The organism is Myroides sp. C4067 (assembly GCF_038039665.1).
Taxonomy (GTDB): Bacteria; Bacteroidota; Bacteroidia; order Flavobacteriales; family Flavobacteriaceae; genus Flavobacterium; species Flavobacterium odoratimimum.
The window spans coordinates 118,539-143,906 of sequence record NZ_JBBPHJ010000003.1 but is presented as its reverse complement, the minus strand read 5'-3'; the positions used below and the strand labels follow the sequence as shown (position 1 = coordinate 143,906).

Genomic DNA, 25,368 nt, shown 5'->3' with positions numbered 1-25,368 from the left:
TATCACTAGCAATATCTCATTATAAGCATTAAAATAGTTAAAAAGCACAAAAAAAACAAATGCTAAATCCTTCATAAAACAAACATAAATACAAATCAACACACTGAAATACAACAATTTAACTCCTTTAGTTTAATAATTTCGTTTCCTAAGCATTCTTTATCTTTAGTGCTTAATTGTAATTACTTTTTATATGAAGAAGTTGAAAGTAAATGCGATAATACACACTCAATATCAAAACCTTAAAAAGGAACTAACGGAAATCATTGAAGCCTATGACGAAATAGATACTTATATCGCTAAAGGAACTAGAAATAGTATCAAGCTTGTAGAGCTATCTACTGGTCAGAAGGTTGCTATTAAATCCTTTAAGAAACCTAATCTTATCAATAGATATGTATACCGAAATATACGTAAGTCTAAAGGTCTGAGATCATTTGAAAACGCTGAAAGATTACACAATCTAGGAATCAATGCTCCACATTCGATTGCTTATTTTGAATACGTCTCTAAAGGCGCATTAAGAAACTCATACTACATATCAGAATTTATTGATACAGATATCACTTATAGAGATCTAGCACAAAACCAAGATTGTCCTAACAGGGAGAGAGTCCTTGAGGAGTTCGTTGAATTCTCTTTTAAATTACACGAGAATGGTATTAATTTCTTAGACCATTCACCAGGTAACACTTTGATAAAAGTAAGAGAAGATGGTTCGCATGAATTTTATCTAGTAGATATCAACAGAATGAAGTTTGATCAAGAAATGAGTTTCTCACATCGAATGAAAAACTTGTCACACTTGACTACAAACATTCAAGATATCGAGAAGATGGCTACCCATTATGCTGAGCTTATTGGTAAGAGCTCACGTGATGTGTTTATAAAACTTTGGTTAGAGACTATCAAGTTTCAATACAGGTTTTATAAAAAGAAAGCCATTAAGAACAAAGTAAAGAAAATGTATTATCAATAGCATTTAAAACACCTCAGCATCGTCTAGAGGTGTTTTTTTATATCCCTTACGCTATTACTTGCCTTATAATGCCTCCTTATGCCCTTATTGCTCTCCTTTGCTCTTTTTGCCCAAAAATGCACCATCTAAAAACACTTAAACAACTACTTATCAGATTATTAAAACAATAACAAGACAAATCCTTCGGAAGCCATTCGGAAACAACCAGTATATACACGGGTTCAATCCTTGTTTTCAAAAGCACACCCTATCTCTACCCGAAGCATCTACTATCTAAAACCTCATCAATAGAACTTCTAAAAACAACTGTTTTCACTTAAGTCCAACAACATCCATATTAAACAAATACTAAACGGAATATTTATAGCGTTATTTATCTTCAACAAAGATTTTTGTACCTTAGTAAAGTCTAATTATATATAAGAACTATCCTTTATGTCAGATAATACACATTCTCCTATAGTAGTTTGTTTTGGTGAAATACTTTGGGACATCTTCCCAACGTATAAGAAGATCGGCGGAGCGCCCTTAAATGTAGCTTATCACCTACATAAGATGGGAATAAACTCACACATTATTACCAAATTAGGTACAGATGACGCTGGTCAAAAAATTATTTCTAGACTAAAAGAAGTAGGTGCATGCACATCCTACATACAGACAGATACTACCAAAAAGACAGGTACAGTATTCGCTACATTCGATGACCACAATGAAGCGAGTTATGAATTTTTAAAGGATAGTGCTTGGGACTTTATCGACTTTAAGCAAGAAGATAGTGATCTAGTAGCGCAGTCAGATGCCTTTGTATTCGGTACTTTAGCGAGTAGAACTCCTCATACTAGAGAGACACTGCATAAACTGCTAGATGTAGCGAAGTATAAAGTGTACGATGTCAATCTTAGACCTCCTCATTATGAATTAGAGTTCGTAGTAGAGCTCATGCATAAAGCAGATCTACTAAAGATGAATAAGTTTGAACTAAAAGAAATCTTAGAATACTTAGAAGAACCTTATACATCAGAAGAAGATGCTATTAAGTTTGTTCAAAAACACTTTGACTGTGATGAGATTATCATTTCTAAAGGAGATAAGGGAGGACTTTATTTAAACAAAGAGATGCTTTATAGCTATCCTGCAGTAGATATCGTTATTAGAGATACGGTAGGTAGTGGAGATTCATATCTTGCAGGTTTCTTAGCAGCTAAGTTGAACGGGCATGATCCTATTCAGATTATTAAAACAGCAGCATCACTAGGTGCTTTTGTTACATCACATACAGGTGCTAATCCGGAGTACGAAAGAGAAGATTTTGACATTTTTTATTATGAAACGATCTTTAAAGATGAATTAATTACGAGTAAAAACATCTTAGAAGCCCTGAAAACACCTGAAAAATAAAAGAATAAGAGCTTTTTTGAAAAAAAACACTTTGATATTAAAAAAAAGTATAATTTAGCACCTATAACAAAAGACGAAAATGAATACACAATTTTTAAATACTAATTGGTGGTGGCTAGCTAAATCCTATCAGGGTTCGGTTGGTCGTACTATGTATTTAAGTTGTGATTAGTTATAGATAGAATTATATACACATATTATATAGATAAAGCCTGCTAGGAACCCCTAGCAGGCTTTTTTTTGCTTTAAACTCAAATAATTACAAGAAATGAAACTTCACATCAATCACAAAAAAATACTTGGAGACCTATACACTCCTATCGAAATATACCTCAAACTAAGAGATAAATTCTCTAATAGCTTCTTATTAGAAAACTCTAGTAACCACTCTAGAGAGAACAGTTGTTCATACATCTGTTTTGACCCGATGATGTCTTATATCGTTACTGCAGATACGACTACAGTACAGACCTTAGAGAACACGACTACACATACTACAGCTGATATCAATGTACTAGATCAGTTACAATTATTTATCAAAGAGATCAAGGTAGAAAACGCTAATCACTATGATTACTTAAAGGCAGGTATCTATGGATATACGAGCTATGACAGTATCCCATTAGTACATGATATACAGTTTAAGGCTACTGATACAAGCATTCCTTTAATGCAATACCATTTCTTTAAATATGTCATAGTATATGATCACTATAAAAATGAAATGCACTTAGTAGAATACACTCGTACAGGAGAAGAAAGTCAATTGAATAAAATACATGCCTATCTAAACACCAATAGCATTACTCCCTACCCTTTCAAAACGGTAGATGCTCCAAAGACACCTTACACAGATGAAGAGTTTCTAGAGATTATAAAAAAAGGAAAAGAGCACTGCTATAGAGGAGATGTATTCCAGCTAGTACTCTCACGTAAGTATAAGCAGCAGTTTACGGGAGATGAGTTTAATGTATATAGAGCTCTTCGTTCTATTAACCCTTCTCCTTACCTATTCTACTTTGACTATGGAGCATTTAAGATATTCGGTTCATCTCCTGAAGCCCAGGTAGTAGTTAAGGAGAATAAAGCGTATGTCAATCCAATAGCAGGCACATTTAGAAAAACAGAAGACAAGGCTCAGAACGAGATACTAACACAGCAGTTACTTAATGACCCTAAAGAGAATGCAGAACATATCATGCTAGTAGACTTGGCTAGAAATGACCTAAGTATCACAGGAACAGAGGTCACAGTAGAAGAGTATAAAACGGTAGAACAATACTCTCATGTCATCCATCTAGTGTCTAAAGTCAGTGCTACTATAGATATGCAAAAAGATAGCCTTAATGTATTCGCCAACACCTTCCCTACAGGGACACTATCAGGAGCGCCTAAGCACAGAGCCATGGAACTAATAGATCAATACGAACCAGAGAGTCGAGGGTTCTATGGAGGTACGATAGGCTTTATCACCTTAGATGGAGAAATTAACCATGCCATCTTTATCCGATCAGCTCTGAGTTATCAGAATGAGTTACACTATCAGGCAGGATGTGGTATTGTGACCAAGTCAGATGACTTATCAGAATTAAAAGAAATAGAAAACAAACTAAGTGCTATCACTCTAGCTATCCGTGAAGCCCAAAACATATAAGTTATGAAAGTATTAGTAATCGACAACTATGATTCCTTTATCTACAATGTGATACACATCTTAAAAGAACTAGGAGTAGAAACAATAGATATCATCAAGAATGATAAGATCGAACTTGAGCAAATAGATCAGTACGATAAGATTATCCTTTCGCCAGGGCCAGGTATTCCATCAGAAGCAGGAAAACTAATGGACGTGATAGCCTACGCTGCTGACCATAAAGACATATTAGGTATCTGCTTAGGACATCAGGCTATAGGTGAGTACTATGGTCACCAACTAAAGAGATTAGAGACTCCACTACACGGAATATCATCACCTATACAGCTAGCTGCACCTGATGATATATTCCAGTCTATGCCAGATCACTCCCCTATCGCACACTATCACTCATGGGTAATAGAAGAAAGTAATAGTGAACTAGCGATAACAGCCTATGACGAGCAACAAAATATCATGGCGGTGAAGCATCGAACACTTAATGTTAGAGGAGTACAATTTCACCCAGAATCGATATTGACTACTTATGGGAAAGAGATAATTAAAAATTGGATTAAAAACTAATGCTATGAAAGAGATATTAAATCACTTAATACAACATAAAACACTTACTACAGAACAAGCCAAAGAGATAGTTATCAACATGGCTAATGATAAGTACACAGACGCTCAGATGGCTTCTCTACTGACTACATTTATCATGAGACCCATCATATTAGATGAGCTAAGAGGCTTCCGAGAAGGAATGTTACAGCTTGCTAATAAAGTTGATCTGTCAGCTTATAACCCTATGGACTTATGTGGTACAGGAGGAGACGGAAAAGACACTTTTAATATATCTACACTGTCATCCTTTGTGACAGCTGGAGCAGGTGTACCTGTAGCTAAACATGGTAACTATGGAGTATCATCTATCTCAGGGTCTTCTAGTGTGATGGAGAACTTAGGTATTCATTTTAAAAGCACAGAAGCAGAGCTAAAAGAACAATTAGCTGAAGCAAATATCTGTTTTCTACACGCGCCTTTATTTCACCCTGCCATGAAGAGAATCGCTCCTGTGAGAAAAGCACTTGGAGTGAAGACGTTCTTTAATATGCTTGGCCCATTGACTAATCCTGCTCAGCCTAAGGTACAACTAGTAGGTCTGTTTAACCTTGAGCTGTTGAGAATGTATAAATACTTCTTGCAGGCAGAGAATACACAGTACAGCATTATACATGCCTTAGACGGCTATGATGAATGTAGCTTGACTAAATCAGCTAAGCTAGTCAATAACAAAGAAGAGAAACTAATAGACGCTTCTTACTTTAATAGTCCTGTCATCCGTGAAGAAGATATCAAAGGAGGAAAAACAGTAGAAGAGTCGGCGTATATCTTCTGGCAAATACTTAAAGGTAAAGGTACTCCTGCTCAGAATAATGTAGTCCTTGCTAATAGCGCTTTAGCTATTAATACCTACTATCCTGAACTAAGCATCTTAGAGGCAAAAGCAAGAGCAGAAGAGTCTCTACTAGGAGGAAAAGCAAAAGATAAGTTTGAAATACTAAAAGAATTGAGATGAAGATATTAGAACAAATAAAGGCACATAAACGGATAGAAGTAGCCCAACGCAAGACTATAAAGAGTATTGCTGAACTAAGAAATACTCCATTATACAACAGAACACCGATTGATTTTAAAGCTTGTATCACGGCTAAAAACAACAGAGCCATCATCGCAGAGTTTAAAAGACAGTCTCCTTCTAAAGGAATCATTCATCCCAACGCGAATATCACTGAGATAGTAAAAGGATATGAAGCGAATGGAGCAGCGGCTTTATCTATTCTAAATGACAGTCAATTCTTCGGTGCTCTACCCACTGACTTTGCTAACGCTCGTACTTCGGTAAACCTGCCTCTATTACAAAAAGACTTTATCCTAGACGAGTACCAGATAGAAGAAGCTAAAGCGATAGGTGCAGACGCCATTCTATTGATTGCTAAGATGCTTCCTATAGAGCGTGTCAAAGTATTGACTGATTATGCACATCAGCTTGGCTTACAAGTATTGCTAGAGACACATACTGAACAAGAAATACGAGATCATTTACATACTGAGTTTGACCTCATCGGGATAAATAATAGAGATCTAAACACCTTTGAGGTAAATATTCAGCACAGTATCGCTCTAGCTAATCTATTACCTCAGCAGGCAGTGAAGATAGCAGAAAGTGGTATACAGAATGCCGCTACGTTATTAGAATTAGCTGACAATGGATTCTCAGGGTTCTTAATGGGAGAATACTTTATGAAGATGGCTAATCCTACTGAACAATTAAGGCTATTACAACAAGAGATTAAAGTATAAACAGCGATGAAGAAGATAAAGATCTGTGGGATGTTTGATATAGACAATATTAATTCTGTTGGGCAAGAGCACATTGATATGATGGGATTTATCTTTTATCCGAAATCAAAGCGATATGTAAGTAGAGATATTAACAAGGCTGTTGATAACCTACCTCATCATATTCAGAAAGTAGGTGTATTCGTCAATGCTACAAGACAAGAAATAGCACAACGTATAAAGCAGTATAAGCTTGACTATGTACAGCTACACGGTAACGAAAGCCCAGAAGATTGTGCTTATTATAAAGAGCAAGGAGTAAAAGTAATCAAGGCTTTCTCTATAGGAACAGCAGAGGACTTAAGTCAATTAGAACAATACGAATCCTATTGTGACTTATTTGTATTTGACACGCCTACTCCACAGCATGGAGGTAGTGGATTATCATTTGATTGGGATGTATTACAGCATTATCAAGGTAGCACCCCTTATTTACTAAGTGGAGGGTTAGGATTACACAACATACAGTCCGCTTTACTATTACGAGATACTAGATTAGTGGGCTTTGACCTCAACAGTAAATTAGAAAACGATCAACATCATAAAGACATAACACTAGTGAGAAAACTAGTAAAAGAAATAAGAGACTATGAAAGAATTTAACCCAAACGAACAAGGATATTACGGAGAATACGGAGGTTCATTTATCCCTGAGATGCTTTATAAAAATGTATCTGACTTACAAGAGAGATACCTTGACATCATACAGACAGAAGATTTTCAACAAGAACTAAACAAGCTTCTAAAAGATTATGTGGGGAGACCTACTCCTCTATTCTATTCTGCTAACTTATCTGCTAAATATAAAGCGAAGATTTATCTAAAGAGAGAAGATCTAAACCACACAGGAGCACATAAGATTAACAATACAATAGGACAAGTGCTCTTAGCTAAACGCTTAGGCAAAAAGAGGATTATAGCTGAGACAGGTGCAGGGCAACATGGGGTAGCTACTGCTACTACTTGCGCACTGTTAAATCTAGAGTGTACTGTATTTATGGGGGCACATGATATCGAACGTCAAAAGCCTAATGTAGAACGCATGCGTATGTTAGGGGCAAAAGTAGTAGCTGCTGAGAGTGGGAGCAAGACTTTAAAAGACGCTACAAATGAAGCTATACGCGAATGGATCAATAATCCACAAGAGACCTATTATGTGATCGGTTCTGTAGTAGGACCTCATCCTTATCCTGATATGGTAGCGAAGTTTCAATCTATCATCAGTAAAGAAATAAAAGCACAGCTAATAGAGCAAGAGAACACTCCTAACCCAGACTATGTAGTAGCATGTGTAGGTGGAGGGAGTAATGCGATGGGCGCTTTCTACCACTTTATAGATAATGGTCATACAAAGTTAATCGCAGTAGAAGCGGCAGGTCTAGGAGTAGAATCAGGACAGACTGCGGCTACTATCGCCTTAGGAAAACAAGGTATTATACATGGTAGTAAGACTTACCTTATACAGACTGAGGATGGACAGATTATAGAACCCTATTCTATCTCAGCCGGATTAGATTATCCAGGTATAGGACCTGCACATGCCTATCTGAGTGATACAGGTAAGATCACTGTAGGTAGTATCACAGATGATGAAGCGATCAAAGCTGCTTTTGAATTAACGCGTGTAGATGGGATTATACCTGCACTAGAATCAGCACACGCCTTAGCTTACCTAAATAAGATGGAGCTAAAAGAAAGCGATATCGTAGTGGTAAACTTATCAGGACGAGGCGATAAAGACATGATTACTTACTCTAAATACTTTAACCATGAATAACAGAATCAACACACTCTTCACCGAGAAGAAATCCAATATACTTTCGATCTACTTCACAGCCGGCTATCCTGCTATAGAAGACACCATGACCATCTTAAAAAATCTAGATAGCGCTGGTGTGGATTTAGTAGAAATAGGCATGCCTTTCTCAGATCCACTAGCAGACGGGCCAGTTATACAGCACAGTAGTGAGCAGGCTTTACTAAACGGTATTACAGTCTCTAAGTTATTCGAACAATTAAAAGAAATGAGACAGCACATTACTATACCTGTTGTTTTAATGGGGTATCTAAATCCAGTACTAAGATATGGTGTAGAGGCATTCATAGCGAAATGCGCAGAAGTAGGTGTAGATGGTATTATCCTTCCAGACTTACCTATGGACTACTACTTATCACATTTCAAGACACACTGTGATCAACACAACGTCAGTAATATCATGTTGATAAGTAATGATACTTCGATAGAACGTGTACGCCATATAGACGAACAGACAAATGGTTTTATCTATTTAGTTTCTTCTAATGGAACCACAGGCTCTAACAAGTCTTTAGAAGAACAACAAGCATACTATAAACACATTCAAGATTTAAAACTTAAAAACCCAGCACTTATCGGCTTTGGGGTAAGAGATAAACACACCTATAACCTGACCAATCAATATAGCTCAGGGGCGATTATAGGAACAGCCTTTATGAAGCATATTAATGAACATGGCATTAGTGAGGAGAGTATTCTTAACTTCGTCAAGAGCATTAGGTAAGTATAGCCCTAATTATGGCGAATTCGCCACATTTAGAAGTAGTACATCTATAATACAAAATAGGCAACTCGCATGAGTTGCCTATTTTGTTATTTTAAAGAATGGTGATTAAGAACATCCGCAGCTACCTCCGCCGCAAGAACCTTTCTTATTCGTTTTATTCTTCCAAAAACCTTTTTTAATGATGTACCCCAATGCAATAATTACAATTGCATAGGCAATTATTTCTTGGTAACCCATAATTACTTTATTTTAAAAGTTGATATGCTATTAAAGCTGCGACATACGCAAGAACAGTCATAAACACTAATTGGTAGATAGTCCATTTCCAAGACTTAGTCTCTCTTTTCACGATTGCTACTGTAGCTGTACACTGCATCGCAAAAGCATAAAAAAACATTAGTGACACCCCACTGGCTAGCGTGAAGACTGGTTGTCCTGTATCAGGCCATATCTCTGCTGCCATTTTTTGTTTAATACGTCCATCTTCATCGTTCTCATCCCCAGATCCTACATTATAAATAGTTCCAAGTACTCCTACGAAGATTTCACGTCCTACGAAAGAAGACAATACTGCGATACCTACTTTCCAGTCATATCCTAGAGGTTTGATTACAGGCTCTATTGTTTTACCTAGAATACCGATATAAGAATTCTCTAATCTATAACTAGCGATATGCTCACTTAATTCTTCTTCGCTTACTTCTTTATCTTGATATACTTCTGTAATATGTTTCTCAGCATTCTCGAAGCGTTCTCCTGGTCCATGAGCACCTAAGAACCAAATGATGATCGATAATACGAATATAATCTTACCTGCACCTACTACGAATGCTTTAGTCTTCTCATACATATTCACCACTACGTTCTTAATAATCGGAGTACGGTAGTTCGGCATTTCGATTACGAAGTATGACTTGCGCTCGCTCTTGATGTATTTACTCAATGCCCAAGAAGATAACAAAGCTGCTAAGAATCCTACTAGATAGAATAACGTCAATGTCAATCCTTGTATACTTAAAAATCCAAATACACGTGTATCAGGGATTACTAAGGCAATAATGATAATATATACTGGAATACGAGCAGAACACGTAGTAAACGGTGTTACAAGTATTGTAATCAATCTTTCTTTAGGGTTCTCGATATTACGAGCAGACATAATCGCCGGAATAGCGCATGCATTACCAGAGATAAGTGGCACTACTGATTTACCACTTAATCCGAATGGACGCATTAATCTATCCATTAAGAACACCACTCTACTCATATACCCTGTCTCTTCTAAGATAGAAATAAACATAAACAGAATAGCAATCTGAGGAATGAAAGGCATTACCCCTCCAATACCTGGTACGATACCATCCGCTATCAAATCTGTAAGTTTACCTGGCTCCATCGTATCGTGTACCCAAGAACTAAGATTAGCAAACTGCTCATCTATCCAATCCATCGGAATACTTGACCACTCAAAGATAGCCTGGAAAACCAACATCATAATCGCAAAGAAGATTAGGTATCCATACACTTTATGTGTAAGTATTCTATCAACTTTAGAACGAAGATCTGTAGCTTTATTGACATCACGTGAGTACGTTTCTTTTAAAACGTCGTTGATAAACTGATATCTCTTGATTGTCTTTTTGTGTTGAAGCTTTTTGATTTCACTTTCTGACAACTGAACTCCCTTCGCCTCTATCTCTTTCTTCCCTATATTCCCGATTTTGATATCTTGTGAATAGATCATCCACAATTTGAATACAGAAAGGTTAGGGAATGTCAAAGCAAGTTTACTAAAGAACTCTGTGTCTACTGCTGTAGCATTCACACATGGTTCTATAGAATACGTTCTATAATTTAATATTGCTTGTTTTAACTCTTGAATACCAAGTTTTTTCTTCGCACTGATTAAAACAATCTTTGTATTTAATTTCTTTTCTAACTCCGCTATCTTAAGACTAATCCCCTTCTCGTCCATATGATCAGCCATATTAACAGCTAATATCGTAGGAACACCAAGTTCTTTAACCTGAGTAAATAGTAATAAGTTACGCTTTAGATTTTCTATATCAGCTACTACAACAGTAACATCTGGAAAGTCATCATTAGTAGGATCAAATAATAAGTCTAATACAATGCGTTCATCTTCAGAACTCGCATTAATACTATATGTTCCTGGTAAGTCGATAATAGTAGCATTTACTTTATCATCTAACTTCGCTACTCCAGATTTTTTATCTACAGTAATACCAGGATAATTTCCTATCTTATGGTTAAGACCCGTCAAGGCATTGAATACAGAGGTTTTCCCTACATTAGGATTACCTATTAGGGCAACTTTTATATCTTTTTTCATCAACTATATGTAATATCTTAATCTAATTAGCCAATTAATTCTACTTGTATCTCTTTAGCTAATTCTTTTCGAATAGATAAATGTGTATCATTAATACACAGATATATTGGGTCACCTAGAGGGGCTACCTCTAGAAGTTCCACAGCATTACCTGGTAGACATCCCATCTCTAATAGTTTTAAAGGAACCTTGTGCATATCGAAGTCTGCTATCACTCCTTTTTCATTTCTTTTTAATAAGTCTAAAGTTGTACTCACCTTATTTAGATTTAATTCATATTGCAAATTTAGTCAATTAAAAAGATTATAGAACTATATTCCTAATAAATATCAGTATTAATACTACTATAATTACCACACAACTTTTTCATTATTAGCTTATTTTGATTCATAACTTAGAAACAGAAATATTCATATATAAAAAATCCCTCTACATCAACTAATAAATGTAGAGGGATTATACTGTATAATTATTTAATTACTTTGACTTACTATTTTCATGCTCATACAACCATTGGATGTCTTCCCATAGCTGCTGCATATTCTTAGCTTCTTTATCAGGAGTATCTAGATTAGTACCGTCATAGAACCCGCGGATACGGCCATTGCCATCTACTAGAATAAAGTTTTCGGTGTGTACCATATCATACATCTCTTCTGGAGACCCCGTCTTGACAGCTAAGTAAGAATTACGAGCAATATAATAGATATCTCTTTTATCCCCTGTTACTAAGTTCCATATCTTATCATCAGCGCCTTTGTGTAATGCATATTCTTTTAGCACAGGTACACTATCGATATCAGGAGTTACTGAGTGTGATAATAATTTAACGCCTGGCAGAGTCTTAATCTTATCTTGAAGCCAAACCATATTATCACTCATGATAGGACAGATCGTAGTACATGTTGTAAAGAAGAAATCAGCTACATAGATATGTCCTTCATAATCTTTATTCGTAATTGTATCACCATTCTGGTTTAAGAACTTAAATGCAGCTATCTTGTGCTTCTGTTTATTGGCCTCATGTTGGATTAAACTATCTACCATTTCAGGGTTCACCATAGCTGGTGTATATACTGGTAGTGATTTTCTATACTTCAGTGCATTGTAGAACATCACCATGATTCCTGCACATAAAAGGAAGAAGAAAATAAAAAAGTATTTATATTTCTTGAAAAAGTGTAACATTTTAAATAGAGTTTCGACAAACTTACAAAATCCCTTTTAACCTGAAGGTTAAAGACATGATAAATACAAGATGTCTTATTTAAAGTATAGAAAAATACGATTATAAAAGATATTTTCTATTTTTGTTAGAATATCAATAGGAACAAAATTAATTATATACTATGAACAAAAGAGTTTTATTAACCTCTGCCTTCGCTGTAGTATCATTAGTAGCTTGTAAAGATGCTAAGAATACAACAGAGCAAGAAGATCAAGTAGCTCATGGAATCAACCTAGAATACATGGATAAAAATGTAAAGCCTGGTGATGACTTTTTCCGTTATGTAAACGGTGCTTGGTATGACAAAACAGAAATTCCAAATGACAGAACACGTTGGGGAAGTTTTGATGAATTAAGACAAAACACTGATAAGGATGCCCTTGCTATCCTTAGAGAGGCTGCTGAAGACTCTAAACTTGATCCTAAATCTGATCAAGCTAAAGCTGTAGCTGTATTCCAAACTTACTTAGATGAAGCTAAGAGAAATGAGTTAGGAGTAGCTCCTCTTAAACCTTACTTAGATAAAATCAATGCAATCAAAACTCCAGAAGATGCGACTAAACTAATCAACGAATTAGTAGCTGAAGGAGGATTAGGATTATATTCTATCTACGTATATGCAGATGCAAAAAGCTCTCAAGAAAATACAGTATACATCAGTTTAGGTTCTTTAGGTTTACCTGATCGTGACTATTATGTATTAAAAGATAAAGACATCACTGAAAAACGTGACCAATACGTAGCACACGTAGCGCGTATGTTAGAATTAGCTGGTGAGCCTAAAGAAGAGGCTACTACAGATTCTAAACGTGTATTAGCGATCGAAACTAAAATGGCAGAACCTCGTCTTACTAGAGTAGAGCGTAGAGATAGCCGTCTTACTTATAACCCTATGACAGTAGCTGAGCTTCAAAAATTAACACCTGCTGTTGATTGGAATGCTTATATCGCTGCTACAGGATTAAAGAACGTTGAAAAGCTAATTGTATCTCAACCGAAATACATGAAAGCACTTAACGAAATCCTTTCTGCTAAAAATATCGAAGATATCAAAGCATATATGAAATGGACTTTAGTGAACAAAAACGCTAGTTACTTATCTACTGAGATGGAGAAAGCGAACTGGGAGTTCTACTCTAAAACATTAGAAGGTGCTAAAGAACAAAGACCTGTTGACGAAAGAGCATTAGCTGTAGTTAACGGTACTGTAGGAGAAGCTTTAGGACAATTATACGTTGCTAAAAAATTCCCTGCTGAAGCGAAAGCAAAAGCTCAAGCAATGATTAAAAACGTACTTACAGCTTTCGGTGATCGTATCAAAGCATTACCATGGATGGCTGAAGAAACTAAAAAAGGTGCTTTAGAAAAATTAGCAACTACAACAGTGAAAATCGGTTACCCTGACAAATGGGAAGATTACTCTGCTATGGATATTAAAGCTCCTAAAGACGGTGGTAATCACTTCGAAAACATGAAGAATGCTACTAAATGGGATTTTGCTAAAAACATGGAAGACTTCGGTAAACCTGTAGATAAATCTCGTTGGGGAATGGCTCCACAGACAGTGAACGCTTACTTCAACCCTATCTATAACGAAATCGTATTCCCTGCTGCTATCTTACAACCTCCATTCTATGATTATAAAGCTGACGAAGCGATTAACTATGGTGGTATCGGAGCTGTAATCGGACACGAGATCTCTCACAGTTTTGATGACTCAGGAGCTCGTTATGATAAAAACGGAAACTTAAACAACTGGTGGACTGACGCTGACTTAGCTAGTTTTACTAAATTAGGTGATGCTTTAGCTGCTCAGTACAGCGCATTAGAGCCTCTACCAGGTGTATTCGTAGACGGTAAATTCACTTTAGGTGAGAATATCGGAGACTTAGGTGGTGTTAATGCTGCTTATGACGGATTACAAATCTATTTAAAAGAAAACGGTGATCCAGGTCTAATCGACGGATTCACACCTGAGCAACGTTTCTTTATCTCTTGGGGAACTATCTGGAGAACTAAAGCTCGTGATGAGGCAATTAAAAACCAAGTGAAAACTGACCCTCACGCTCCTGGACACTACAGAGCGTATGTACCTCTTCAAAACGTAGATGCTTTCTACAAAGCATTTGATATTAAAGAAGGTGATAAATTATACATCAAACCTGAGGAAAGAGTTAAAATCTGGTAATCAGAACACAATAAATAACGATAAAGGAGTCTCAATGAGGCTCCTTTATTTTTTTATCCATACGACAAGGCTAAGCCTACACAAAACCCAAACAACAACCTCAACTTCAATACCATACATTCAAAAACAGCGCTTCGCTATATCAAACCTAATTGGACTTATCGCATAGTGGTCGCATAGTTATGGGATACTGCTCGCATAAAAAAGGGCTAAAAGTATGCGACCACAATGCTATCGTTATCCTTTGACTGTTCTATCATAGACTACAAGAAATAAACAAGTAACACTATATCCCACAAAAAAAGCATTGTGATAATCACAATGCTTTACTATTAGTATTTTGAGTTCTTCCTAACTATAAGGTTTTCTCGTCTATCTTTTTAATCATAGGATCTACTTCTAACATCCATAGATAGTAATCCTCACTAGTGTATAATTGACTTAAAAACTCTCCGACTAAGAATCGCTTCACAATCTGTTTTCGCTTATCTAATTTGAAGAATAGTTTATTGCCTTCTAGATGTTTAATATAAGCTTTAAATACTTTATCAGAAGACATCACATAGTCTATCACCTCTTCTTTAGACATATTAGTAAACTTCGCTCTTTCTTTATCGATCTCTTGGAATACAAAGAAACTCACAATACCCGATTTCATCAGAAGTACCACAGTGTCATCTCCATGCTTATTCCCTATCGGAACAAAGATATCCGGTACTATACCACCACCTCCATAGACTACACGTCCTTTTAAGGTTTTGTACTGTAGGCTATCGGCTACTTTTATACTATCAGCAGCATATAACTCTCCATGTGCATATCTCGTTCTAAAATCGTTATTATACTCTTCTACCCCCATCGTATAAGGCTTCTGTATAGATCGTCCAGAAGGAGTGAAGTAACGAGCTGTAGTCAATCTAATAGCAGAACCATCCCCGAGCATCAATTCTCGTTGTACAAGTCCTTTACCGAAGCTTCTACGCCCTACGATAGTACCTCTATCATTATCCTGTATCGCTCCAGCTATAATTTCACTAGCAGAAGCAGAATTCTCATTAATCAATACATAAAGAGGCTTATCTGTAAAGAGACCACTTCCTTTAGACTTTGTGACTCTCTCTTGACCACCTTTATTTACAGTCTTTACGATTACCTGATCTTTCTTTAATAAATCATTTAGCATATTCACTGCTTGATCCATATACCCTCCTCCATTATCTCTCAAATCTAGGACTAGGCTAGAAATATCTTGCGTAATCAGATCCTCTAACGCCTTTTTAAACTCCTCGTAAGTTGTACTAGAGAATCTATTGAGCTTAATATATCCTCTACCGTCTGATAACTTAAATGCAGCATCTACACTCTTGATAGGAATAGGCTGTCTATTGACCACAATGTCTAGCTTCTTACCTACAGTCTTACGATAGACTTCTAATTTTACATCAGTATCCCTTTCCCCTCTTAAGTATTTAGCGATACTATCAGAGGTCATCTCCTTTCCATACAGATGCTGTCCGTCAGCACTTATGATACGGTCACCCGGCTGTATACCAGATTTAAAAGCGGGGCCATCTACGATATCTTTGATTACAGCGACACTATCTTTATAGTAATAGTAGTTCACCCCTATCCCTACGAAACTACCTTGCATAGACTCTGTCACAGACTGTAGCCCACTCTTGCCGATATAGATAGAGTGTGGATCTAGTTGTTCTAGAATAGTAGTCACCGTTCTATCGACGATAGAGTCAGTATCTACATTATCTACATACTCCTTCTCTATAAAATCAATTAGCCGATTTAATTTAAGCTTATTGTGATTGGTATAAAAACCTGTTTTTCCACGATAAGAAGCAGATACAAGAAAGCCTCCTAGTAAAATACCTAAGGATAAAGAAATCGATATAATCAGAGGCCAAAAAAACTTTTTCATCTACAGTGGATATTAATCAAGGTCAGGAAGAAATACGACATCCACCCCTGCTTTTTCTAAAAAGTCTACCCCTTCTGTATCACGGTAACCTTCACTGTACACCACTCTAGTAATCCCTGCCTGATGGATAAGTTTACTACAGTCTCTACATGGAGACATCGTGATATAAAGTGTAGCCCCTTGACAACTCTGTGTAGAACTAGCTACCTTCAAGATAGCGTTAGCCTCAGCATGTAGCACATACCAGTGCGTAGTATCGTTTTCGTCTTCACAACAATTCTCAAAACCAGTAGGTGTCCCATTGTATCCGTCAGAAATAATCATTCTATCTTTTACAATAATAGCGCCTACCTTTTTTCGTTTGCAATACGATAGTTGTCCCCATTCGCGAGCCATACGCAAATAAGCCTTATCATATTTAGTTATTTTTGATTCATTCATATCAGAAATATTTACAAAGTTCTCTATCCCTTTGATCTAACAAAAATACACAAACCTTTTTGTTAATACACCAATCTTAGAATAGGAACTTACTTCGTTTATCTAATTTACTATCCAAACGAACAATCTATTATAAACTCACTACTAAAAACACACTTCATTATGATAAGCATAAAAATATCATAAAAAAACTATAGACTCCATAATTTATCATTATATTAGATATAATAAACTGAACCAATTTACTAACCAAAAAACAAACAAAAATGTCATACTCAGAATTATTTGATTTAGGATTTAGAGAGAGAAACAAAGGCCACTTTGCTTCGATAGTACGTGTGGCGTTAGCGAATGGACATTGTAGTACAGAGGAAAAAGCTTTCTTAGATGAACTAGCTATTCGACTAGAAATCAGCGACGAGGACTATGCGAATATATTAAAGAACCCAGAGAGCTATCCTGTCAACCCTCCCTATCTAGAGACCAATCGTATCGAAAGATTATACGATTTGGCAAGAATGGTATATGTAAATCACGTATTAGGACCAAAACAAAAAGAGATATTAAAGAAATTTGCTGTTGCCTTAGGTTTCACTAACAATATAGATTTCTTAGTAGATAAATCTCTATCATTATTAGTCTTAAATGTGGATATAGATACCTTCATAGAAGAAATTCACAACCTTAAAAAATAAAAAAAGTGAGCTAATCCTAAAGATTAGCTCACTTGTTATTTTATAGAAATACTTCTTATTTCTTCATAAACTCTTCAGCCTTTTCTACCATGTTTTTACTACCACAGAAGAAAGGAACACGTTGGTGTAACTCCGTTGGCTCTATCTCCATGATACGAGTATAACCATCAGATGCTCTACCACCAGCTTGCTCAATGATGAATGCAATAGGATTACACTCATATAACAATCTTAGTTTACCTTTAGGAGCTTTAGTACTAGTAGGGTAAATGTAGATACCTCCTTTTAGAATATTACGGTGAATATCAGATACTAAACTACCGATGTATCTAGAAGTATATGGTCTATCATTCTCTTCTGCTTGACAGTACTTTAAGTAATCTTTTACCCCTTGTGGGAAGTGTACATAGTTCCCCTCATTGATAGAGTAGATATGCCCATCCTCATTAATCTTCATATTCGGGTGAGACAAGAAGAATGTACCGATCGCTGGATTTAATGTAAACCCGTGTACTCCATTACCTGTAGTATAAACTAACATCGTAGAAGAACCGTATACAATATATCCTGCTGCTACTTGATTCTCTCCTTTTTGTAAGAAGTCTTCTTTTGTTACAGGAGTTCCGATAGGAGTCACACGTCTATAAATAGAGAAAATAGTACCTACTGATACATTCACATCGATATTAGACGAACCGTCTAGTGGATCCATTAGCACTACATACTTGTTCTCGTTGCTGTTATCTCTACCGTGGATAGAAATAAAATCATCCTCTTCTTCAGAAGCGATACCACATACGATTTCTCTATTGATAAGTGTTTTAATGAATACTTCGTTTGCAAAAACATCAAGTTTCTGCTGTTGCTCACCTTGTACATTTTGTTTTCCAAAAGCACCTACGATGTCAACTAAACCTGCTTGGTTAACTTGGTGACTTACTACTTTAGCAGCTAGTCTAAGAGAGTTAATTAATCTTGATAACTCACCAGAAGAGTATTTAAAGTCTTCTTGTTTTTCAATGATAAACTCTCCTAAAGTTTGAGATCTTTCTGTTGTCATTTTCAAAAATGATTCTTAAGTTGTGTATTTTACAGTGCAAATATCGTTAATTTTGTTGTCTAACCGAAGACATTAACCATTAAATCAATAACTAAAATGAATATTAGATCTGCAACCCCTCAAGATATGCCTAATGTATTAGCATTAATACAAGAACTAGCAACTTTCGAAAAAGAACCTGATGCTGTCGTAGTTACCGCTGAAGACCTAATCAGAGATGGTTTTGGAGCAAATCCTTTATTTAATGTTATTGTTGCTGAGCTAGACACTAAAATCATCGGCATGGCTTTATTCTACAATAGATATTCTACCTGGAAGGGTAAGACGATTCACTTAGAAGATCTTATCGTCACAGAAGCTGCTAGAGGTACAGGAGCGGGATATGCACTGTATGCAGAAATAATGAATATCGCAAAGAAAGAAGGTGTACGAAGAGTAGAATGGGTAGTTCTGAACTGGAATGAACCGGCTATTAACTTTTATAAAAAATCCGGAGCGACAGTATTAGAAGATTGGTATACTGTACAAATGGATCAAAACGGAATAGAACAATTTAGTCAATCTAAGTAAATGAGAGTATTCAAATTTGGAGGAGCCTCAGTAAGAGACGCAGAAAATGTAAGAAACGTTTGTAACGTATTAAAAACAGTGGGCTATGAAGATAGCCTAATCATTGCTTCTGCAATGGGTAAAACGACGAATGCCTTAGAAGTAGTCGTACACAACTATTTTCAGAATAGATTTGACTTAGCAGAGTCTGTTGATGTAGTTAAAGATTATCACTACACGATCGTTAGAGAATTATTCCCTAATGAAGATCACGATATCTATGCATCGCTAAAAGAGCTATTTGATTCTATTACTTACTTCTTACTGAACAATAAATCTCCTAATTACAATTTCGTTTATGATCAAATCGTAAGCTATGGAGAGATTATCTCTACGACTATCTTACACTATTACCTACTAGAATCAGGTATAGATAATACTTGGCTAGACTCAAGAAACTTAATCAAAACAGATACAGTCTATAGAGATGCTGATGTAAACTGGGATATCACGATAGAGAATATCAAAAAAGAGATTTGTACAAAACAATTATTCATTGTACAAGGATTTATTGGCTCTGACTACAACGGTTTCTCTACTACATTAGGCAGAGAGGGGTCTGACTACTCAGCCGCTATATTTGCTTATGCCTTAGACGCTGAGAGTGTAACGATATGGAAAGATGTACCAGGGGTACTGAATGCTGATCCACGTTATTTTGAAGATACGACTCTACTACAACATATTTCTTATCAAGAAGCAATAGAACTAGCATTCTACGGTGCGTCAGTCATCCATCCGAAGACCTTACAACCATTGCGTCAAAAAGAAATACCCTTATATGTAAAGTCATTCTTAAATCCATTATTACCAGGAACGAATGTATCTAAAGGAGCACCATTGACTCCTCATGTTCCATGTTTTATTGTGAAGAAGAACCAATTATTAATATCACTATCTTCTAAGGATTTCTCTTTTATCATGGAGCAGAATATCAGCGATATTTTTAAATTATTCGGAGAGTATAATATTAAAGTGAATGTCATACAGAACTCTGCTATTAGCTTCTCTGTATGTGTAGAAGATAAGTTTAATCACTTCGAAGATGTAAGACTATTGCTTACAGATAAATTTAAGGTGAGCTATAATGAGAATGTGTCTCTATATACCATAAGACACTTCGATGATCACTCTGCACAGAAGATACTTGGTGATAAAACATTATTATTAAAACAAGTGAATAGAGAGACAATGCAGATTGTCACTAAAGAATAATATCACAAAGGCTGTCTCACGAAGACGGCCTTTTTAATATACTATACTAAATAACCATACATTGACCATAGTTATAAGACTCATTGTCTAATCTTCTTTTTACCTAATCTACAGGTGTGTAAAAAGAACTTAGCCACTGCATATATCAGGATATAGATTCCCCATAATAGCAACCCGTGTATATAGACTATACCCATTAAGACTTTCTTCATAAGCTATTCATTAAAACCAAATATTAGCTATAAAGCAAGATAAAACAGCACCCACTCAAAGGCTAATGCGATGATAAAGCTACCTATAAAAGCAATGATATACTGCACTTTAGTCACTTCTTTCTTTTTAATATCCTGTATTACTTTATACAATATAGCACCGAAGACACCTATCACAATACTCGATAGTATCCATACCATATAAAATCTACTTTCATAATCTAAGTCCATATCTACACTTGCTTTTAATAATCACGTTCTATAAAGATACGCAACTTTAACGAATAGTTTTTCTCTAATGAAATAAATAGCACTTTAAAAAACAGTATTTTTAACTCCTAAACATCAAGCTATGCCGACCATCACAAGAACCGACTCTGACAATAAAGACTTTCTAAACCTCATCATAGAACTAGACAAATACCTCAAAACAACTGATGGTGATGAACATGACTTCTTTGATCAATACAATAAAGTAGATCATATCAACCATGTTATTGTTATCTATGAAGATAATCATGCTATAGCCTGTGGAGCTATCAAAGAATATGACTCACATACTATGGAAGTTAAGCGTATGTACACTGCTCCTATCGCTAGAGGTAAGGGTGTCGCTTCTATTGTACTAGCTGAACTAGAAAAGTGGAGTCTGGAGCTAGGTTATACACGCTGTATCTTAGAGATGGGTAAGCTACAGACACAAGCAGAGATATTATACAGAAAGAATAACTATACTGTTATCCCTAACTACGGTCAGTACGAAGGTGTGGAGAGTAGCCTGTGTTTTGAAAAGATGTTGTAGATCTATTTATTTGATAATTATACTTATTCCTATATTCTCTTTTAAAATTAATAACTCTATATAGCACAAAAAACATAACTTAGTAGAAAACAAATAATTATGAATAAAAAGATATATTACTTTTTATGGGTTTTGCTAGTTATTAACCTACTTTGGTCTTTGCTAATTGACAGAAAAGACTTTATTAGTTCTTTGTTGTATAGTCTATTTATGTTCTTGATATTAGGTATATACTATATTTTTGAATCTAAAAGAAATAAAAAACCGTCTTAGTATTTCCTAAGACGGGTTTATATCATTCAACTAATTTGGTTTCCATGCTATTATCTTCTGAATAATACCATTCTCAGACATAACAGTTTTTAATACACCATATATTCCCGCGATCATAAGCAAAATAACGAAGATTAATACTAATGACATTCCTGCTGATACAGCATTACTATACAATAGTGTATAGATAAAAGCAAACATTAAAGACAACATACTTATAGGAATGACAAACAGAAACAGAAGATAAGTTCCTACCTTTTTATACTTCATCATAGGGGCACCAATCGCAAAACTAAACATTGTCACAAATACAAAAGCGATAAGAATAAATACTATACTAAATCCAGTAATCACAATCACATCACTTGTATTTAACGTTGTTATCTTTTCTGTCTTAGGATTATAATAGATTACATAGCCTTGTCCTTTAATAGGCATATCCCCTACAGAAGAATCAAGGGTATGAGTTATACTCACTTTATCCTTAGTTGTAAATGTAACTATTGGTTTATAATTGATACTTCCACTTCGACTCCCTCTTTTACTTCGACTCCCCTCAGTCTTATATGTTGTATAAGACACTACCTTAGCCATGTACTTATCACCATTACTAATAATATTAACTTTATTAGACACTACATTGTACAATAATGAGCCAGTACTATAAGTAACCCACATAATACCCAACAATATAAAATAAGTCCCCTTACCTAGGTCCTTTAACATAGGAAGTGAGTTATATCTCTGACATCGTCTATTAATTAATTTACCTAATATTATACTAATGACTATCCCTATTATCACAGGTAATAAAAACATTAATTCTCTCTTAATTATATCCATACTTCCCGTATTTATCCCCTTCTCGTTGTATTCCCAAACCTAGTGTTATCTACTCTTCTTATTCCCTTTCTATTCATCCCCATATTCTTTAGACCATCTCCATAGATATTTTTGAGATAACCCCAAATAGCCAATGTCAGTACCAAACTAAAAAACACTAAGATGATATTAACCCAAAGCGGTTTATCCTTACCATCAAATAATGCCCATATCATAGCTCCATCAAACAAAATCATAATCAAAGGCAATACTATAGCTAGTCCTAAGAATGCTCCTATCTCTTTATATCTATCCATAGACCAATTCATCGCATATATCACCATACCGACAAAAAGATATACGAGTATAACGATCATCACCCCAAAAGCGAGTATCAACGCTACTGTCCCTATCCCAAAGGTAGTTACACGCTCATTAGCCTCATCATAATATACCGTGTGCTGATCGCCTACGGTAGGCATACCACTACTAGAATAGTCAAGCTCATATTCTACCACTTCACCTCCTCTGGTAGTGAAGTGTACTGTAGGTGTATACATCGTGGTATAGCCATTATCATCAGAGTTACGACTCTCATAGCTAGTATAGGATACCACACGCGCCTCATATTTATCCCCGTTATATACAGTCTGTGTCTTCGTAATGATCATCATCGTCAAGGCTACAGTCCCACCTATCGCAAATGAAGAAATAGACGCCACGATAAGATAGATATACCCTATCCCTAGACATCCTGTTTTGGTTCCATTATGAGAAGAACGCTTTATTATTTTATAAGTCAGCCATATTGTATACAATATCCCTAACCCAAATGCCAACTGATTAATTCTGATTTCGTCCATTACTATCTTTTTTTACGTCTATTACTTCTGCGCTTCCACTCGTCATTATGAGGATTAGGCTTATTCGTGCGCTGTGTACTTCTATTGCTTTCTTGTCTAGAGTGATTAGCAGTCTGAGACCTTGTCACAGATTTATCTTGTGTTATTCCTTTTGTCTTATTCTCCTTACTTTTACTAGCGTTCTTTTCTTTTTCTATTAAGTCTGTTATCTCTTCCCTGATAATCTTCACATACAGTATAATCCCGATTAACAAGATCAAGATAAATACCATTAATAATACAGAAAGGGGAATATTGTATATATTAATAACAAGTGCGTAGATCAAAGCCCCTTCGAATACAAGCATAATCAAAGGAACTAATACTCCTAGTCCTAATAATCTAGCCAATCTATTATATCGGCGCATATCTCTTCCCATACCATAGAGCATAACACCTATAAATGCGAATACTAGCACCGCTACCATCGTCCCATAACAAATCAACTCTGCAAACAACTCAATACTGAATACTAGAGTTCCGTTAATTAAGCTAGATAGTGTACGAATAAACATACTTCCAAAAGCAACACTCCCGAAAACAGTCAATCCAAACAAACCTCCGATAATTAAGAATACGCGTATTACATCTACACAACCCGCTTTTTCTTTTCGCCCTTTCGTAGTACGTTTCACTATTCTAGACGTTAACCAGCCTGTATATAATAATCCTAGTATTATAGACCACTGATTATAAATCACATCTTCTATCATAACTATTTTTCTGTTATCTAGATATTAATCACCTCAACTTAAACTCTTCTATTCTCTGTTTTATAGTTGACCTTAATGCTCTTATTGTCAAATATGTTGATATAATCAGATACACTACAATCATCACCCAAGAATAACGATATCCACTAAAAAAAATCAAACATATACACAACTGTATAATACTAAAGAATACTATAGTAAGAACCGCATAAGCTAACTCAACTCCTACCCACTTATACTTTATATGATTAGGCAATACACTATATGCAAGTAACCCTATAAGAAAGTATACAGCACCTATTAAAATTATGGCTATCAAAACTATACTAATCATCATCTGTACATCTATTACATAAGCTACTTTATCTACTTGATTATAATAGATTCTAAAATGACTTCCTTCAATAGGTTTCCCCATTGATGAATTTTTGGCTTTATATTCAATACTATAACCTGACTTAGTCACAAATTTATAAACAGGAATATATGCTATAGTTTTCATCTTACCACTCCCTTCTGTCACTGTATTATATCCAGTAAGTACAGCAGTATATCTATCCATACTTTTAAACTCTTCACTTTTTATTTGCCACTGTTTAGTAGCATAATTAATCATTCCAAATGCTACAACGGTGATAGACAAAATAAACAGACGTGTCCCACTGGCGCCTTCTTTAACATATACTCCTTTGTTTTTATGTATAGTTGGTACTCTATACATTAACCATCCTATTATCACAATACCTATCAGTACTAACATTTCTATCAACTTAACTTCTAAACTTAAACTCCTTCAATACCAAAAAATAGTATCAAGACTGCACCTGTTAAAAACAAATAACGCAAGACTATACTCATATTCTTTTTCTAAATCCTCAAACTACTTTACTAAACCTACTGCAATTGCAACTTTACTTTCTACTCCCTCTAAACAACGTTAAATATTAATGAAAATTTTAA

The 25,368-nt window shown here is 35.5% G+C and carries 25 protein-coding genes; 14 read left to right on the top strand and 11 right to left on the bottom strand.

Annotated elements, in window-relative coordinates; translation table 11 throughout:
* Positions 1–193: 193 nt before the first annotated feature.
* The 9 genes from AABL87_RS02995 (at position 194) to trpA (ending at position 8,959) form a co-directional block, all read left to right on the top strand.
* Entirely contained in the window at positions 194–979 is a 786-nt protein-coding gene (locus AABL87_RS02995) for a lipopolysaccharide kinase InaA family protein (protein ID WP_006257706.1), read from the top strand.
* A 435-nt stretch (positions 980–1,414) separates the two neighbouring features.
* Entirely contained in the window at positions 1,415–2,380 is a 966-nt protein-coding gene (locus AABL87_RS02990; RefSeq protein ID WP_006257707.1) for a carbohydrate kinase family protein, read from the top strand.
* Positions 2,381–2,648: 268 nt separating this feature from the next.
* Entirely contained in the window at positions 2,649–4,034 is a 1,386-nt protein-coding gene (locus AABL87_RS02985; RefSeq protein WP_006257709.1) for an anthranilate synthase component I family protein, read from the top strand.
* 3 nt (positions 4,035–4,037) lie between these two features.
* Positions 4,038–4,598 carry an anthranilate synthase component II gene (locus tag AABL87_RS02980; RefSeq protein WP_006257710.1) on the top strand — a complete coding sequence of 187 codons (561 nt, stop codon included), beginning with the start codon at positions 4,038–4,040 and terminating at the stop codon, positions 4,596–4,598.
* A gap of 4 nt (positions 4,599–4,602) precedes the next feature.
* The gene (trpD, locus tag AABL87_RS02975) at positions 4,603–5,595 is read left to right on the top strand and encodes an anthranilate phosphoribosyltransferase (protein ID WP_006257711.1); all 993 of its coding nucleotides are present in this window, start codon (positions 4,603–4,605) and stop codon (positions 5,593–5,595) included.
* Positions 5,592–6,380: an indole-3-glycerol phosphate synthase TrpC gene (gene trpC / locus AABL87_RS02970; RefSeq protein ID WP_341276926.1), complete on the top strand. Its 789-nt coding sequence runs from the start codon at positions 5,592–5,594 to the stop codon at positions 6,378–6,380. The genes trpD and trpC overlap by 4 nt, the downstream gene beginning before the upstream one ends.
* Positions 6,381–6,386: 6 nt before the next feature.
* Positions 6,387–7,022, top strand: a complete 636-nt coding sequence (locus AABL87_RS02965; RefSeq protein ID WP_341276925.1) for a phosphoribosylanthranilate isomerase — start codon at positions 6,387–6,389, stop codon at positions 7,020–7,022.
* Complete coding sequence (gene trpB / locus AABL87_RS02960) at positions 7,009–8,196, top strand: tryptophan synthase subunit beta (RefSeq protein WP_341276924.1); 1,188 nt, start codon at positions 7,009–7,011, stop codon at positions 8,194–8,196. The genes AABL87_RS02965 and trpB overlap by 14 nt, the downstream gene beginning before the upstream one ends.
* Positions 8,189–8,959 (top strand): tryptophan synthase subunit alpha, encoded by a 771-nt coding sequence (gene trpA, locus AABL87_RS02955; protein ID WP_341276923.1) that lies wholly within the window; start codon positions 8,189–8,191, stop codon positions 8,957–8,959. The genes trpB and trpA overlap by 8 nt, the downstream gene beginning before the upstream one ends.
* A gap of 247 nt (positions 8,960–9,206) precedes the next feature.
* On the opposite strand, the gene feoB is transcribed toward trpA, so the two are convergent.
* The 3 genes from feoB to AABL87_RS02940 all read right to left on the bottom strand — a co-directional run bounded on the left by feoB (position 9,207) and on the right by AABL87_RS02940 (position 12,503).
* Entirely contained in the window at positions 9,207–11,315 is a 2,109-nt protein-coding gene (feoB, locus tag AABL87_RS02950; RefSeq protein ID WP_313138643.1) for a ferrous iron transport protein B, read from the bottom strand.
* A 26-nt stretch (positions 11,316–11,341) separates the two neighbouring features.
* Positions 11,342–11,572: a FeoA family protein gene (locus AABL87_RS02945; protein ID WP_006260493.1), complete on the bottom strand. Its 231-nt coding sequence runs from the start codon at positions 11,570–11,572 to the stop codon at positions 11,342–11,344.
* A 220-nt stretch (positions 11,573–11,792) separates the two neighbouring features.
* Positions 11,793–12,503 (bottom strand): SCO family protein, encoded by a 711-nt coding sequence (locus AABL87_RS02940; protein WP_006257719.1) that lies wholly within the window; start codon positions 12,501–12,503, stop codon positions 11,793–11,795.
* Positions 12,504–12,664: 161 nt separating this feature from the next.
* Between AABL87_RS02940 and AABL87_RS02935 the strand changes: the two genes are divergently transcribed.
* Positions 12,665–14,731, top strand: coding sequence for a M13 family metallopeptidase (locus tag AABL87_RS02935; RefSeq protein ID WP_006266129.1), 2,067 nt, complete (start codon positions 12,665–12,667; stop codon positions 14,729–14,731).
* Positions 14,732–15,086: 355 nt separating this feature from the next.
* On the opposite strand, the gene AABL87_RS02930 is transcribed toward AABL87_RS02935, so the two are convergent.
* Entirely contained in the window at positions 15,087–16,664 is a 1,578-nt protein-coding gene (locus AABL87_RS02930; RefSeq protein WP_341276922.1) for a S41 family peptidase, read from the bottom strand.
* Between the two features lie 12 nt (positions 16,665–16,676).
* On the bottom strand, positions 16,677–17,105 hold the full coding sequence (locus AABL87_RS02925) for a deoxycytidylate deaminase (protein WP_006257722.1): 429 nt from the start codon (positions 17,103–17,105) through the stop codon (positions 16,677–16,679).
* Positions 17,106–17,371: 266 nt separating this feature from the next.
* Between AABL87_RS02925 and AABL87_RS02920 the strand changes: the two genes are divergently transcribed.
* A complete protein-coding gene (locus AABL87_RS02920) occupies positions 17,372–17,800 on the top strand; it encodes a fructose 1,6-bisphosphatase (RefSeq protein WP_006257724.1) in 429 nt (142 codons plus the stop codon).
* A 55-nt stretch (positions 17,801–17,855) separates the two neighbouring features.
* Here AABL87_RS02920 and fbp read toward each other — a convergent pair whose 3' ends face one another.
* Positions 17,856–18,860, bottom strand: coding sequence for a class 1 fructose-bisphosphatase (gene fbp / locus AABL87_RS02915; protein WP_006257725.1), 1,005 nt, complete (start codon positions 18,858–18,860; stop codon positions 17,856–17,858).
* Positions 18,861–18,956: 96 nt separating this feature from the next.
* Between fbp and AABL87_RS02910 the strand changes: the two genes are divergently transcribed.
* Entirely contained in the window at positions 18,957–19,430 is a 474-nt protein-coding gene (locus tag AABL87_RS02910; RefSeq protein WP_006262576.1) for a GNAT family N-acetyltransferase, read from the top strand.
* Positions 19,431–20,684 carry an aspartate kinase gene (locus AABL87_RS02905; RefSeq protein WP_006257727.1) on the top strand — a complete coding sequence of 418 codons (1,254 nt, stop codon included), beginning with the start codon at positions 19,431–19,433 and terminating at the stop codon, positions 20,682–20,684.
* A gap of 239 nt (positions 20,685–20,923) precedes the next feature.
* On the opposite strand, the gene AABL87_RS02900 is transcribed toward AABL87_RS02905, so the two are convergent.
* Positions 20,924–21,127: a hypothetical protein gene (locus AABL87_RS02900; RefSeq protein WP_006257728.1), complete on the bottom strand. Its 204-nt coding sequence runs from the start codon at positions 21,125–21,127 to the stop codon at positions 20,924–20,926.
* Positions 21,128–21,248: 121 nt separating this feature from the next.
* On the opposite strand from AABL87_RS02900, the gene AABL87_RS02895 reads away from it, so the two are divergent.
* Positions 21,249–21,698 (top strand): GNAT family N-acetyltransferase, encoded by a 450-nt coding sequence (locus AABL87_RS02895; RefSeq protein WP_071307102.1) that lies wholly within the window; start codon positions 21,249–21,251, stop codon positions 21,696–21,698.
* Between the two features lie 303 nt (positions 21,699–22,001).
* Here AABL87_RS02895 and AABL87_RS02890 read toward each other — a convergent pair whose 3' ends face one another.
* From AABL87_RS02890 to AABL87_RS02875, 4 genes are read right to left on the bottom strand one after another with little or no spacing between them, the layout of a single operon-like run.
* Positions 22,002–22,814, bottom strand: a complete 813-nt coding sequence (locus tag AABL87_RS02890; RefSeq protein ID WP_006262574.1) for a DUF3592 domain-containing protein — start codon at positions 22,812–22,814, stop codon at positions 22,002–22,004.
* 11 nt (positions 22,815–22,825) lie between these two features.
* Positions 22,826–23,656 carry a DUF3592 domain-containing protein gene (locus tag AABL87_RS02885; protein WP_071307101.1) on the bottom strand — a complete coding sequence of 277 codons (831 nt, stop codon included), beginning with the start codon at positions 23,654–23,656 and terminating at the stop codon, positions 22,826–22,828.
* Positions 23,657–23,658: 2 nt separating this feature from the next.
* Positions 23,659–24,408: a hypothetical protein gene (locus AABL87_RS02880; RefSeq protein WP_071307100.1), complete on the bottom strand. Its 750-nt coding sequence runs from the start codon at positions 24,406–24,408 to the stop codon at positions 23,659–23,661.
* A gap of 28 nt (positions 24,409–24,436) precedes the next feature.
* Positions 24,437–25,168, bottom strand: a complete 732-nt coding sequence (locus AABL87_RS02875) for a hypothetical protein (RefSeq protein WP_341276921.1) — start codon at positions 25,166–25,168, stop codon at positions 24,437–24,439.
* Positions 25,169–25,368: the final 200 nt, after the last annotated feature.